The organism is Furfurilactobacillus cerevisiae (assembly GCF_048961765.1).
Taxonomy (GTDB): Bacteria; Bacillota; Bacilli; order Lactobacillales; family Lactobacillaceae; genus Furfurilactobacillus; species Furfurilactobacillus milii_A.
The window spans coordinates 2112651-2126581 of sequence record NZ_CP185253.1; the positions used below are offsets into that span (position 1 = coordinate 2112651).

Below are 13931 nucleotides of genomic sequence, written 5' to 3' on the forward strand. Positions count from 1 at the left end.
TTATGCCGTAACTTCGTGAGTCCCATCGGCAATTTCAGCCACGTAAAAGTCTGCTGCATAACCAAAGCGCTTCAGGTACGTGTCGCCAACAACTTGCTTAACATGATCAACTTGGTCGCGTTTAACGATTGCAATTGCACAACCACCGAAGCCACCACCGATGATCCGAGCACCAAGAACACCGTCTTGTGCCCAAGCAGTATCAACTAGCGTGTCGAGTTCTGGGACACTCACCTCATAATCATACTGCAATGAGATGTGTGATGCGCTAACAAGGTGACCAAACGTCTTTAAATCATGATCATCCAATGCTTGTTTGGCATCAATTGTCCGCTGGTTTTCAAACACAGCGTGGCGTGCCCGACGAATCAAGGTAGCATCGTTAATTAAGTAGGTTGCTCGGTCAAACTGTTCTTTGGTCAAGTCACCCAACGTTTTCACATCAACACCCTGCTGAATACGGCGTAATGCTTCTTCACACTGTGAGCGACGTTCATTGTACTTCGAACTAGCCAAGTCATGAGACTTGTTACTGTTCATGATTAAGACAACGTTATCGCCTAAATCAACCGGATAATATTCATATTTCATGGTGTTAACATCCAAGAACATGGCTTGATCTTTTTTACCCATGCCAATCGCGAATTGATCCATGATACCGGAATTCAAGCCAATATAGTCATTTTCAACTTGTTGACCGGCATAGACTAAGTCCATCTGTTCAACATCGAGGTTGTAAAGTTTCTTGGCAATCACACCAACCAATAATTCCAAAGATGCCGAGGATGACAAACCGGAGCCATCAGGCAAGTTACCATGAACGTATAAATCGAAGCCATGGTCAAACTTAGCACCTTTCTTGGCTAGTTCATAAAGCATCCCCTTTGGGTAGTTACCCCAACCAAAGTCCTTGTTGAAGGATAAGTCGTTTACATCAAAAGTAAGCACGCCATCCTTAGGTAAGTTGCCTGAGTACAAACGAACCGTGGTATCTGTCCGTGGTGAAGCAGCGCCGTATGTGCCTAATGTAATCGCACACGGAAATACGTGACCACCATTGTAATCAGTGTGTTCACCAATCAGGTTGATTCGACCAGGTGAGAAGAAAACAGACTGTGGTGCGACATCAAAAGCATCTTGATATTCTTGTTTAATACTTGCTGCATCCATAATGTATAAACCACCTTTTAACATTTTTTATTGCTGCATTTTAATTACTTAATCTTGGCGATATCTTCTGAATCCGCACCCAGCTTCTTTTCCAATTCCTTAACAACTTCAGCATGTTTAGCTTCAGTCAAGGTAACTTTTGTTAAGTAAACAACAGCGGCAATGACAAGCATCACCATTGGTGCGTAGAAAATGTAAGTCTTGAAGTTCAACATCTGTGAGGCAGAAATGTCACTCGGCTTTGCGTTACCAATCATCCCTGCATGAACCGCTGCAATACCGACAATCCCGTTTGCAAACGCACCAGCGACTTTATCAATCAGTGGGCGAACGGCTAATGTAACTGATTCATTACGTGTTCCCAAATGTAACTGGCCATATTCAACACAATCAGTAATGGTCATCAATGCGGCCAAGAAAATCATTGGGTATGGGAAGAAAATAAATGAGATAGCTAACAAGACCATGAACAGGTTCGTTCCAGCAAAGTTGAAAATGATGTAACCAACCAACATCAAACAAATACCGCCGACATAAATAGCCTTCCGTTTGATTAAGGTTTCTAAGAATGGGAATAAAATAACTGAAATAATTCCGAGAACCGCAGTCACGGCACCAACAAGTGAGAACTCACCTGACTTGCCCATAACGTACTTAAAGTAATACAAGAACAGTGAGTTGGTGATAACGTAACCGAAAGCCAACATAAAGTATGAAAGTGATAACCACATCAATTGGTCATTTTTAAATAGAACTCTGAAAATACCGACAATCCCGACTTTTTCAGTGTTTTCACGAATAATGTTGTCTTCTTCTTTGGTCCCCAAAGCAGTGGCTAAAGCACCGAGAAAGGAAACAGCACCGATCAAAATAGCAAATCCAACCCAACCAATTTGTGTTTGTTGGCCCTTGGCGCCACCAAACCAACCAGATACAAGGGTAACTGTTGGCATAATGACAAGTGCGACACCTTGTGCACCCAAAGTTGAACCGAAACGAGCAATCGTCCCAAAACGAGCACGTTTTCCAGAATCAACGGTCAAAGCAGGTAACATTGACCAGAAAGAAATATCCTTAAATGAATAAAATACATCCAAAACAACAAACGCAATACCAAACAAGATAAGGTAGAGCGTAGGCTTGTTAACAGTTAATCCACCAAAATCCGTAAAAATCAGAATTAACATGATGGAACTGATTGTGGCCCCAATCATCAACCAAGGTTTGAATTTGCCCCATCGGGTTCTGGTATTATCGACTGCACCACCGATAAGTGGATCGAAAACAATTTCGACAAGTCGAATTGCAACCATCGTTATCGTAACAGCACTGATCATCTTGGCATCGTTTGCATGATTACCTGAACTAAATAAGTAGATTGTAAAATTAATCCGAACGCTGTTCGGACAAAAAAGATCAGCTTCCTTTAAAATGGTGTTTACAACAAACCCATCTTTTAGGAGCTGATCTTTTGTCTAGTATAACCTATTCCGAACGAATTAAAATCGAAACCTTTTGTGAACTAGGGCTGTCCAATATCCAAATGGGCGTTCGGCTGAACCGATCACCGTCAACAATTTCTTATGAATTATCTCGATGTCAACCTTATCAGGCTGAATTAGCACAAACAGATGCCGAATACAAGCGATCACGATGTGGTCGGAAAACTAAGCTGAGCGATGAGTTAAAGCAAACAATTCTCAACCATTTACATCTAAGCTGGTCACCAGGAATGATTGCTCACGAATTTAAACTAGCGACTAAATCTATTTATAATTGGCTAAATCAGGGGAGAATTGGTTTCTCCTTGAATGATCTACCTGAACATGGCGTACGCCAACGGCGTAACGTTGACCAACGATCCAAATATAATCAATCTTTGGGGCGATCGATTGAACAGCGTCCCATGATGATTAATCAACGTAATCGCATCGGTGATTTTGAACTAGATACCGTCGTTGGCCCTCGTGGGCATAGTAAGGCAGTTTTATTAACTTTAATCGATCGCAAATCACGGTTCCTTTGGGCATATCGGTTAAAGGACCGAACGACAGCGAGTGTTAATGAAGCACTGACTAAGTTCCTAACAACTTTTAATGGACCGGTGCACAGTTTTACTGTGGACCGTGGTACTGAGTTTAGTGGGCTAGTATCATTTGAATCACAATATGGTATTAAGACCTATTACTGTCATGCTTATACGCCAGCTGAACGTGGTAGTAATGAACGCTTTAATCGGAATTTACGTTATTTTTATCCTAAGGGGACTCGTTTTGAGCACATTAGTGCTCAAGATTTAACGACGACGTTACTCCAAATTAACCAGAGACCGCTTAAAATACTTGACTGGAAAACACCGTATCAGGTTATGCTGACCAATTTGTCCAAAAATTCGGATTAAATTTGCAATCTACCAATAATTGACTAGTAACGAAAATAACAAAATAAGTGCTAAGTGTTGCATAGAATGCGTCGTGACCAAACGCCCCAAGCGCATAGGATAAATATTGTTTGACTTGATTCATTTTCAAGTTCTCCTTTTTCCATTCGACTAATTTAACGTTCGTTTGTCGAATTAGTTATAGCGACGCTCAATGACTTTTTCGAGAATGGCATTACGTTGCTTTTCTTTTGCCATATCGAATGATGTTTCTTCCAAACCGTTAAAATCTTGCACGAGTAAAACGGATTCAAGGTACAACGTCAATTGACGTTTGATGTACAACTTGTTTTCCTCGCCCTCGCGTTGAGCATTGCCACCCAGCACTGCACGTGCAAACTTATCAGGGTCAATTTTGATTTTCTGATTCTTATCAGCCATCTTGCTAACCTCCAAATAAAATAGTTATGTAAGCGATTTCAAAGTCGATAATAACAGTTTTACTAAAAGTTTCAACAATGTGATTTTATATACAAACGCTATGCAACCGGTTGTTTTGCCTGTCTAATCAGTTTCGCAGCTTTTAACTATTTTTACTAAAACTTTTTAGTCTCTTTTTTCAACTGACAAACAAAACGTCCGCTTGATATCAGCTACTGCTGAACATCAAACGGACGTTATTTAACCTAATTTAACTATTTCATTTCCCGATATTGATAACTGATGCTATACGTTTGTGGTGCGTTTGCTGGCAACACAACATCGCCAAAACCATCGTGATGAATGGCATCTGGTAGCCACTGTGCTTCCATGGCCAAGGCCGTATAAGGATGACTGGCCTGATAAGCCTCATCCTTATCATAAGCTAATGGGTCAGCAGTAAAAATCACCAAGCCATTTCGGCTAGAATACAGGTCCACAGCGCGGCCACTAACCGGGTCACTAACCGTTGCAATCGGCGTATGTTCATCCCCATTGACACGATAGGCGTCGTCGAATTCTTTGCCACCGTTTTCTTCTTTCAGCTGAGCCAAATGATCTGTCACAGTCCCCGTCTTACTGAAATCATAGGCTGTACCAGTAGCATCACTGAGTTCACCAGTAGGAACTTTTTCGGTGTTCAACAAAACGCGCTGCTTGCCATTAATGTGCAACTGTTGCGTGGTCAGTGCTTCGTTATCCGTCACATTAAAGTATGTGTGTAACGTAGGATTAAATAGTGTCTTAGCTGTTGCCGTACCCGTGATTGACCACGTTGCCCGGTTGGCATTCGTCAAACTATAGGTCACAAGAACATCCATGTCACCAGGGAAATTATCTTCACTACCCTGAACGCTAATCCCTAATGTAACGGAAACAGTATCGCTCGTCTCTTGATGGCCAACAACCCGCCAAACACGGTCAGAAAAGCCATGTAGACCACCGTGTAACGTGTTTTTGTTTTCGTTTTGGTCACTGTGATAAGTGGTCCCATCAATGTCGTAAGTCGCTTGGCCGATCCGACCAGCTACCCGACCAACTGTCTTACAAACATAAAACGGTGTGGCTTCGTAATCTTTGAGTTGGTCGTAGCTGATCAACAAATTCTTACGATTGTTACCATCAGGCACGTCAAATCCCTGCCACGTTGCCCCTAACGTTAATACACGCAATGATACTTGATTATCATTACTTAAAATTAATTGGTCGACTGATCGACCGTCACTTAATTTACCAAACGGTTGCTGACTAAAATTCATAAAGGATGCCTCCACAATTTTTACTAAACTTTACTAGAGCCATTATAGGTTTTGATGGAAGCGGTTTCAAGAGCATTTAATTAACTCCTTCTACCGACTGGCCTCTTAGACAGAAAAACATTTCAAAAACTAGCCATTTTAACATCTAGCTTTTGAAATGTTTTACGGAACATTCGTTTTCGCAGAACTCAAACGTTGAAGTGAAATACGTAGAACAAAAAATGAAGAACCGTAGCGATAAACCGATCCCAAGACGAGTATGCATACTTGCCCACCACAGCCGGCAATCAACATGCACATAACCATCAGCAATTAACGAACGAGTTTGTCCCAAATAACAACCTGTTCTTGAGCTAACGACTTAGGCACATCAATAATTCGTTGGTTTGAACTCCCACGAAATTGCAGTGTTAAGTCCTTTTTTGACTCAAGGAACCGACCATCAACCAAAATATCAATCAACGACAATAACTCAAGCTTGTCATCAGAATCCTTCAGCAACTCGTCCCACTTGTAACCGGTCCATGACCAAATATCCTTATCGTGGCCAAACTCCCGACGAATTCGTTTGCACAGCTGAATACAAACATGCGTGTTGAGAAATGGTTCGCCACCCAATAGGGTCAGGCCTTGGACATAATCCTGACTCAAATCCGTGATAATTTGGTCCTCTAGATCTTGTGTATATGGATGCCCATAATGAAAATTCTGTGCGGCCACATTGTAGCAACCCGGACAATGAAATAAGCAGCCGCTCACGTATAGGCTGCAACGCACCCCTTCCCCGTCAACAAAATTAAACGGTTTATAGTCCGCTACATAATCCAAACTGTGCTCACTAGCGAGCCATTCTTTGGGTGTCGGATTGTTTGGTCCTTTCGTACGCTGCTGCATGTTTAATCATCTCCGAAGTCATGTTTTTCTTCCGTGACGTAATTTCAATGTGACGACCGTGAACCATTGGACGTTGCTGTGGGTTGCCCAAATAACCACACGTCCGTTTGACCACGTCGCAATATTGCGGATCGTGATTCCCACATTGTGGACACTCAAAGCCCTTAGCTGTCGCCTTGAATTCACCCTTAAAGCCACATTTGAAGCACTGGTCAATAGACGTATTTGTGCCTAGATAGCCGACGTGATCATAGGCCCAGTCCCAAACGGCTTCGAGAGCTTTAGGATTCTGCTTCAAGTTCGGGTACTCACAGTAATGAATGAACCCACCTGACGCATATTTTGGAAAGACTTCTTCAAACGTCAATTTTTCAAACGGTGATGGGTGTTTACGAACATCATAGTGAAAACTATTCGTGTAATACTCTTTGTCTGTCACGTCAGCCACCCGACCAAATTTCTCAATGTCATCTTTGGCAAACGTGTCAGTCAGCGATTCAGCCGGAGTGGAATACAGACTATAGTGATACCCGCTTGCCTTTGCCCATTGATTACATTTTTCGCGCAGTGCGGCGACAATCTTTTCAGCGAAATCGTGCGCTTCAGGATTATGTTCCCATTTAGGTCCATAGAAGGTCGTGCACACTTCATAGAGACCAATGTAACCGAGCGAAATTGTCGCCCGTTCATTCTTGAACAACTCATCAACGTCGTCGTCCGCTTTAAGTCGTTTGCCAAACGCGCCATACATATAGAGTAACGGTGCATTTTCCGGTTTAGCTTCTTTCGTCCGCTCAATTCGGTAAGCCAGCGCCGTATGACAAACGGCCATGCGTTCTTCAAAAATATCCCAAAACAGCTTCTTGTCGCCGTGTGCAGACAACGCAATCCGCGGCAAGTTGACGGTCACCACACCTAAGTTCATGCGGCCAGAGTTAACCTCCACGCCATTTTCGTCTTTCCATCCTTGGAGAAAAGAACGACACCCCATTGGCGTCTTAAAACTGCCAGTGAGCGCTTTGATTTTGTCATACATCAAGAGATCTGGATACATTCGTTTGGTCGAACACTCAATTGCTAATTGCTTAATATCATAATTAGGATCTTGTGGATTCAAGTTGAGGCCGCGTTTAACAGTAAAAATCAGTTTCGGAAAAATTGCGGTCCGGTGTTCTTTACCTAAGCCCTTAATACGAATCTGTAAAATGGCCCGTTGAATTTCACGCTCAATCCAGCTGGTTCCCAATCCAAAGTTCACCGTTGTAAATGGCGTCTGCCCTTGTGATGAGTACAACGTGTTAATTTCGTACTCCAAGGCCTGCATGGCATCGTAAATATCTTTTTGCGTCTTCTGACGTGCGTAATCCTCACGTTTGTCTTCGGCGACCCACTGTTCAGCATCCGCCATGTGCTTGTCATAATTCAGTTGTGCGTATGGCGCCAGTAGCTGATCAACTCGGTTTGCCGAACACCCACCATATTGAAGTGACGCAACGTTGGCAATGATTTGTGACATTTGAGCGGTCGCTGTTTGAATGGAATGTGGCGATGAAACCCACGCGTTACCAATTTTAAAGCCATGCGCCAGCATTTCGTCGAAGTCGATTAGGCAGCAGTTTGTCTCGGGTGTAACTGGTGAATAATCAAGATCATGCCAGTGAATGTCACCACGCAAATGAGCCTTAGCCACGATATCTGGTAGCATTTTTAAACCAATGGCTCGACTCGCCGCACCAGCCTCAAGGTCACGCTGCGTGTTAAAAACATGACTGTCTTTATTCGCGTTTTCATGAACCACGTCCGCGTCCCGACTAAACAACTTTTGAATACGAGCCTCAACACTGGTCGCTGCTGCAAATTGATCCTGGTCATGCTTAAAATAGGCCTCATAAGCATCAGCAGCCTCCACTTGATCATGTTTCAATAAGCTATTATGTAAAACGCGGTGAATTTCTGCTGTTGGAATAGTCTCTAAATCGTGCAGTGCATTCACAAGGTCATGTTCAATTTCGTTAATTAAATCTTCGTCATTGATCAATTTGTGGAGGACAAACACAATCTTATAGGGGTAAAATTGAGTCATTGACCCGCCGCGTTTTTGAACTGGCAACAATTTTAATATTGCCAAGGGATTCGTAATTTGAACATTCTCCATTCGCTCACAACCTTTTATTGATGATAGTATTTATAATACTGGTTGCGAGCGTTAAATCAATATGTAGTATGTGGATATCCTGTGGATAACTATATATGGTGTGCAATTAAATGATTCAAAGACAAAATTGCCTAGATAACGAAATGACAACCTGTTGTGTAGCACAACAGGTTGTCATTTTTTCGCTTTATCGTTCGTTTATTGCTTTTGTGTTACAAAATTTCACCACAACTCGCTTAAAATTCTTCGTAAACCGTGGGATCCTGATTGAACGTCCGTCCATCAGGCTTAGTGAGTTGATTTATTGCAGTGATGTCTGCCTGGTCTAAATCAATTGCATCCAAATTCAAGTTTGCTCGTTGCCGATCAACATGTGCTGCCTTAGGTAATGGCACGACATTTAACGACTGTTCCCAGCGCAAAATCACTTGACCAACGCCACACTGATGTTTATTAGCAATTTGTTGCAACACCGGATCTTTCAACATCGCCGAGGCCCGTCCCAGTGGACTCCATGCTTCGGTGATGATGCCATTTACGTAGTCATACCGACGTTGCGCTTCTTGATTAAAGTACGGATGAAGTTCGATCTGATTGACCACCGGCTGAATGCCCGTTTCATTTCGCAAACGATCAATATATTCGCCGGTGAAGTTTGAAACACCAATGTACTTCACATACCCACGGCGTTGCGCTTCTATCAAAGACGTCCAAGCTTCCACGTACAAATCTTGTTTAGGATTGGGCCAGTGTAATAGAAACAAATCGAAGTAATCTAAGCCACTTCGATATAAAGATTCCTGAACGGCACTAATCGCGTCGTCATGATGGTAGTCGTGACCGGGTAACTTTGAACTCACAATCAACTGGTCACGGTCGACATCGCTGGCCTTGATGGCGGCACCCACCGCCCCTTCATTTTCATAGCTAATAGCCGTATCGATTAAGCGGTATCCTGTATTAATGGCTTGTTTAATCGTGTTCATACCAGTTTCACCCGTCAGTTGATACGTACCGAAACCGACTTTAGGTAATTCAAATTTTGTTTGACCCATCTGCGCACCTCTCCTTAGTTTTCACATTCAAACAAGATTATCATAAACCGGATTGCCTACGACCTGTCAAGTCGGCTGAATCTAGCGAAACTCATTGCTAACACAATCCGGAATTAGTAGAATCAAGTTATTAAACTATTATTATGAACACGAGGTTTCTACTATGGAAATGAAATATGGCCGCAATTCTTTCTTTGATGGTGGTTTACTCGCTTACATCGGTTGGTCAATTTTAGGCTTTCTTGTCACCTTTTTCACTTTAGGCATTTGTTATCCGTGGTCGATTACGATGCTCTACGGCTGGCGAATCAACCATACGGTCATTGATGGCCACCGAATGCAATTTACTGGTTCTGCCGTTGGTTTATTTGGCAACTGGATTAAGTGGCTGTTGCTGTCAATTATTACGCTAGGCATTTATAGCTTCTGGGTTCGCATCAAACTAAATGACTGGAAAGCCAAAAATACGCGTTTCATCAACTAAGTCGACTATGCGTTTAACGCATGGTCCAAAACTGTATTAATCGCAATCATGATCAAGTAGACAATTGCCAATTTTGAACTAAATTTTTGAGCGACCAAAATACCTGTGCCACCAAATAAAACACATTCGGCGATTATTCGACGACTTTCTGTCAAACGTTTGGGAGAGGCTGGCGCCATAAACCGCGTCCAAAAAATGACGGCAACAATTGGAATTAAAATACCAATTATCAATTTACTCGCTAAATTGCCTCTGAAGCCGCTCCAAACAATCAATAACAGGGTGGCCTGTTCGAATACAAAACGAACACCATCGTTTGCCAATTTAAGCATTTCCCTCGCCTGCCTTTTTCAAGGTTGTTTGAAGCGTAGTTAAGGGTTCGCCATTCATCACCTGTGACTGCAAAGTGTTGGTGATTTTTGCCAACCGCGTAAACAATTCGGCCTTTTCTTTAAAAGATTGTTTTTGTCCGGCAATAAATGAAAGTGTGTCATCGTAGCATGCCGTTGTCACCGGCGTTTTGAAAAGGACCATTATTTGTTTAATCGTCTTAACGTCAACGTCGGCTTTACGAAGATTAATAATCATTTTGACGACATCTAAATCAGTCTGAGCATAGTCACGATACCCATTTCCACGTCGGAGCGGTTGAAACAGTTCGGCCCGGTCATAATATCTTAGCGTTTCAACAGTGCATCCTGCTAACCTAGCAAATTGAGCAATATTCATCTGCTTTCCCTTTCGATTCATCAGCACTAACATTGCGCTCAATATAACATTGGTGTACAGACAAGGGTCAAGCAATTTACGGCAACATTTTTTAGATATTTAACAACAGAAAGCGTTAAAAACATAATTATGAAATTTGATAGTCTTTTCAATGAGCTTACTGACATCAATGCACACTGTCGTTTATAGTGCAGACAAACTGACAAATAGTTGGTCATTCATAAGCAGAGCTAACTTCCCTTTCAACCGGGAACCAACCAATTCCATTGAAAATCGGTTAAATAGACTTGTGTTTCCGAACCGTTTTCGCTAATATAGTAAAGTACCTGTTTGGTATAAACGGTTTGCGCTTGTAGTGTAATGGATCGCACGTAAGATTCCGGTTCTTGAGATGAGGGTTCGATTCCCCCCAAGCGCATTTTTGAGTCGTTGGTTAGTATGTGATTAACCTTTGTTATCGTTGATATAGAAGTGTTTATCATCGATTCGTATATGGACAGTAAATGTCTAATTCGTTGCCTTTTCGTTGCTATCCGTTGCTTTTTCGTTTTAAAAATTAGAGACAGTGAACTTTGGCAGATACATATTATATAATTTTCATTAATTTAAAATAGAAAAATTATACGACACAAAAAAGGCGCTCACTCCAATTACGGAATGAGCGCCTAAATTATCAGCAAAACTAGTTATTCAATTTTTATTTCATTTTCCCATTTTCATCAAACGTGTATTGCTTATCGTCAATCGTCTGCGTGCCGGTTTGCATCACACCATTGTCGTCAAAGTGATACCACAGTGGTGCCTGTGGTCGTGATACCCATCCCGTTGACATTGAGCCATCATCATTGAAGAAGTACCACTGATTATCCAGCTGCAGCCAGCCTTGCTGCATAATGCCGTTCGTTGGACTGAGATAGTACCACTTGCCGTCGATTTCTCGCCAACCAGTTAACATACGACCGTGATCATCAAACAAGTACCAGTGATCATTGTACTGTGACCAGCCTGTTTGCATGACGGCATGAGCACCTAGTAGATACCAGTTGCCAGCGTCATTAAGCCAACCCCATTGCATCGTCCCGTTTGACCGGTCACTAAAGTACCAGTTCCCGTCATCGTTGATCCAACCAGTTTGCAAATCCCCGTTAGTAGGATTCAAGTAATACCACTGGTTATTCGTAAACTGCCAACCGGTTAACATCGCGCCAAACGTGCCATCGTGTTGGTCGTTCAACAGATACCATTTGCCGTTAATATAATGCCAACCGGTCTGTAACCAACCAGAACCATCAAACAGATACCATGTACCGTCAATCTGTGACCATCCTGTAGGGTATGAACCGTCAGCGTTTTGATACCACCAGCCTTGTGATCCATTAACCCACTTACCTGCTGTCTGTGTCTGACCAGAAGTAAGTAGACCGCTAAAATCATATGAAGCGTCAACTGACATGCCACTGAAGTTATCCGTATATTGCCACGCTTCGGCATCATCAACACCGGGTTGCGATGTGCCATAAGAAGCCGGCCAGATATGCTTAGCGGTCAGCTGACTCTTTGCTAACCGGCCTTCTTTGAACCACGAAGCAGGACCATACGTCCAATTGATGTCAGCTCCATAACCAGCGTCAATCATCTGTTGTGTGAACAGATTAACCGCAATCATTGGATTCCAAACCAGTGACGGATCTTCAACGTCATTCAAGATATTGATAGGATCACCACTAATTCCCATAGATTTGATGTTAGCAATCAACCACTGCGCTTCATTCGGTTGGCCGGTAAAGTAATGGTAAACGTGTACCTGCAGACCAGCTGCTTGAGCATTGTTGTATTGGTTAACGAACTTAGGATTAACGTACCAGCTACCTTGCGTCAATTTGATAATTACGGCTTTAGAGCCTTTGGCGGCCAGTGCTTGAAAGAACGCTAAATCGTCGCGTTGAAAAACGGCTACATCATTGAACAGATTGGCCATTAGTTGTCGCCCCACTTTCAGGTGCATTCGAAGTTAATGGGCTCACTGGTGCTTGACTAACGTTGCTGCCAACGTTGTTGGGATTCAATTCAGCCGGTGCACTCGTAGCCACGCTTTCAGCCACTGAAACGTCTCCACTTTGAGCTGCAGCCATTTGAGATGCGGCCACAGTAGACTGCTGTTCGTAGGCTGACTGGGCGTTGGCAAGTGCTGGCGCATTTGTTTGTGCAAAGCCTTGAAATGACCGTTCAACCGTGTCAGCAATTCTTTGTGTATCAACGTTGATACCCTTAGCCAGTAATGCAGAGTTAACTCGCTTAACAGCTTCGGCTTTCTTGTCAGCACCAGTAGCAGCCAGATTGACTGATAGGCCACGTACAGCAGTGTCTGCTAGAGTAATCAATAACTCCTCAACTTGTTTGGCCTTAGAAGCATTCTGTGTCGCAATCCACTGATGGACTGCTGGCGACAATAAGCCAAAATAAAGCCATGAAAAAAGCCCGGTGACTACACCGAGCGTTACTAGATCATTCCAAAAATTACTGTTCATTATTATTTCTCTCCTTTAGGTATGCAATGCCAACAGAGGCGTCACCGCCAATGCGTTTGACCTCGTCGACCATTTCACGAATGACGGCAGTAGCCTTGACCAAGTTTTCATTTGATTGTTTCGTTTGAGCAGTCGCATCACTAAGTCTTTCAGTTGCTTCAGTCAGTTTTGCATTCATGGCAAGGTTCTGTTCAATCGCCTTACTTAATTGTTCTGCCATGTCTGGGTATGATTCGATGTTGGCTACTTTAACATTGCTCTTGTTCACTAGCCATTGAGCACTAATCGTTGCAATTGCGGTTACAACAGCAGTAATTAACGCAATAGTAATTTCATTCACGCTTATCACCGCCGTTTACCAATTTGATTTCATTTTCTAACATCTTGCCATGAAACGTTGGCTTGATGTAATTCACAAATATTCTGATGCAGACAATAATACTGATGCCAGTCATCCAACCTAACATGCCCACTTGAATATCATGCCAAACAAAAGCCACAGCAAACAGTGTCCATACAAATTGAAGACTACCGACCATAACTTGACGGGCACAGAACCTGTGTAGGTCCCAGATGCCAACAATCAGTGCGAAAATTCCAATTGCTGTTAGAATCATCGGTACCCACGGATCATCTAGGTGGCCGAACATGCTGTCAATCCACAGATGATCATGAGCCGCAAATGAATTTTGAAAGTATTCAAGATACCAAGCCATCCACAGGGTTTCGGTGCCTTGTTCAATCCAAAAATGATTCTTGAAAAATCTGACTAGCACACAGCCTCACCCCTTTCACTC

At 42.8% G+C, this 13931-nt stretch carries 14 protein-coding genes, 1 tRNA gene and 1 pseudogene; 3 read left to right on the forward strand and 13 right to left on the reverse strand.

From position 1 onward, the window contains the following. Together ABUE36_RS10305 and ABUE36_RS10310 are read right to left on the reverse strand one after the other, a co-directional pair. A complete protein-coding gene (locus ABUE36_RS10305) occupies window positions 1-1170 on the reverse strand; it encodes a galactokinase (RefSeq protein WP_161001645.1) in 1170 nt (389 codons plus the stop codon). Window positions 1171-1214: 44 nt separating this feature from the next. Further along, window positions 1215-2552 (reverse strand): annotated as a pseudogene (locus ABUE36_RS10310) (glycoside-pentoside-hexuronide (GPH):cation symporter); the annotation flags it as partial. 89 nt (window positions 2553-2641) lie between these two features. On the opposite strand from ABUE36_RS10310, the gene ABUE36_RS10315 reads away from it, so the two are divergent. After that, complete coding sequence (locus tag ABUE36_RS10315) at window positions 2642-3571, forward strand: IS30-like element ISLpl1 family transposase (RefSeq protein ID WP_096109805.1); 930 nt, start codon at window positions 2642-2644, stop codon at window positions 3569-3571. A 174-nt stretch (window positions 3572-3745) separates the two neighbouring features. Here ABUE36_RS10315 and ABUE36_RS10320 read toward each other — a convergent pair whose 3' ends face one another. The 5 genes from ABUE36_RS10320 to ABUE36_RS10340 all read right to left on the reverse strand — a co-directional run bounded on the left by ABUE36_RS10320 (window position 3746) and on the right by ABUE36_RS10340 (window position 9393). Next, on the reverse strand, window positions 3746-3991 hold the full coding sequence (locus tag ABUE36_RS10320) for a hypothetical protein (RefSeq protein WP_017262211.1): 246 nt from the start codon (window positions 3989-3991) through the stop codon (window positions 3746-3748). Window positions 3992-4245: 254 nt separating this feature from the next. Beyond that, window positions 4246-5289 (reverse strand): aldose epimerase family protein, encoded by a 1044-nt coding sequence (locus ABUE36_RS10325; RefSeq protein ID WP_161001643.1) that lies wholly within the window; start codon window positions 5287-5289, stop codon window positions 4246-4248. Window positions 5290-5601: 312 nt separating this feature from the next. Next, the gene (gene nrdG, locus ABUE36_RS10330; protein ID WP_161001642.1) at window positions 5602-6183 is read right to left on the reverse strand and encodes an anaerobic ribonucleoside-triphosphate reductase activating protein; all 582 of its coding nucleotides are present in this window, start codon (window positions 6181-6183) and stop codon (window positions 5602-5604) included. After that, window positions 6128-8338, reverse strand: a complete 2211-nt coding sequence (gene nrdD, locus ABUE36_RS10335; protein WP_161001641.1) for an anaerobic ribonucleoside-triphosphate reductase — start codon at window positions 8336-8338, stop codon at window positions 6128-6130. Before nrdD ends, nrdG begins: the two co-directional genes overlap by 56 nt. A gap of 236 nt (window positions 8339-8574) precedes the next feature. Then, a complete protein-coding gene (locus ABUE36_RS10340; protein ID WP_421016686.1) occupies window positions 8575-9393 on the reverse strand; it encodes an aldo/keto reductase in 819 nt (272 codons plus the stop codon). A 163-nt stretch (window positions 9394-9556) separates the two neighbouring features. Here ABUE36_RS10340 and ABUE36_RS10345 point away from each other — a divergent pair, with 163 nt between their 5' ends. Then, on the forward strand, window positions 9557-9877 hold the full coding sequence (locus ABUE36_RS10345; RefSeq protein ID WP_161001639.1) for a DUF898 family protein: 321 nt from the start codon (window positions 9557-9559) through the stop codon (window positions 9875-9877). A gap of 5 nt (window positions 9878-9882) precedes the next feature. Here ABUE36_RS10345 and ABUE36_RS10350 read toward each other — a convergent pair whose 3' ends face one another. Next, the gene (locus ABUE36_RS10350; RefSeq protein WP_161001638.1) at window positions 9883-10209 is read right to left on the reverse strand and encodes a YrdB family protein; all 327 of its coding nucleotides are present in this window, start codon (window positions 10207-10209) and stop codon (window positions 9883-9885) included. Further along, entirely contained in the window at window positions 10202-10627 is a 426-nt protein-coding gene (locus ABUE36_RS10355; RefSeq protein ID WP_421016687.1) for a MerR family transcriptional regulator, read from the reverse strand. Before ABUE36_RS10355 ends, ABUE36_RS10350 begins: the two co-directional genes overlap by 8 nt. 325 nt (window positions 10628-10952) lie before the next feature. Between ABUE36_RS10355 and ABUE36_RS10360 the strand changes: the two genes are divergently transcribed. Continuing rightward, a tRNA-Arg gene (locus ABUE36_RS10360) sits at window positions 10953-11024 on the forward strand. 279 nt (window positions 11025-11303) lie between these two features. Here the strand turns inward: ABUE36_RS10360 and ABUE36_RS10365 are convergent. Genes ABUE36_RS10365 through ABUE36_RS10380 form a run of 4 tightly spaced genes read right to left on the reverse strand, consistent with a single transcriptional unit; the run spans window position 11304 to window position 13910 of the window. Beyond that, window positions 11304-12584, reverse strand: a complete 1281-nt coding sequence (locus tag ABUE36_RS10365; RefSeq protein ID WP_421016688.1) for a GH25 family lysozyme — start codon at window positions 12582-12584, stop codon at window positions 11304-11306. Beyond that, entirely contained in the window at window positions 12565-13134 is a 570-nt protein-coding gene (locus ABUE36_RS10370; RefSeq protein ID WP_421016689.1) for a phage holin, LLH family, read from the reverse strand. Before ABUE36_RS10370 ends, ABUE36_RS10365 begins: the two co-directional genes overlap by 20 nt. Further along, window positions 13124-13474, reverse strand: coding sequence for a hypothetical protein (locus ABUE36_RS10375; protein WP_421016690.1), 351 nt, complete (start codon window positions 13472-13474; stop codon window positions 13124-13126). The genes ABUE36_RS10370 and ABUE36_RS10375 overlap by 11 nt, the downstream gene beginning before the upstream one ends. Next, window positions 13467-13910, reverse strand: coding sequence for a hypothetical protein (locus ABUE36_RS10380; RefSeq protein WP_421016691.1), 444 nt, complete (start codon window positions 13908-13910; stop codon window positions 13467-13469). Before ABUE36_RS10380 ends, ABUE36_RS10375 begins: the two co-directional genes overlap by 8 nt. Between the last annotated feature and the right edge of the window lie 21 nt (window positions 13911-13931).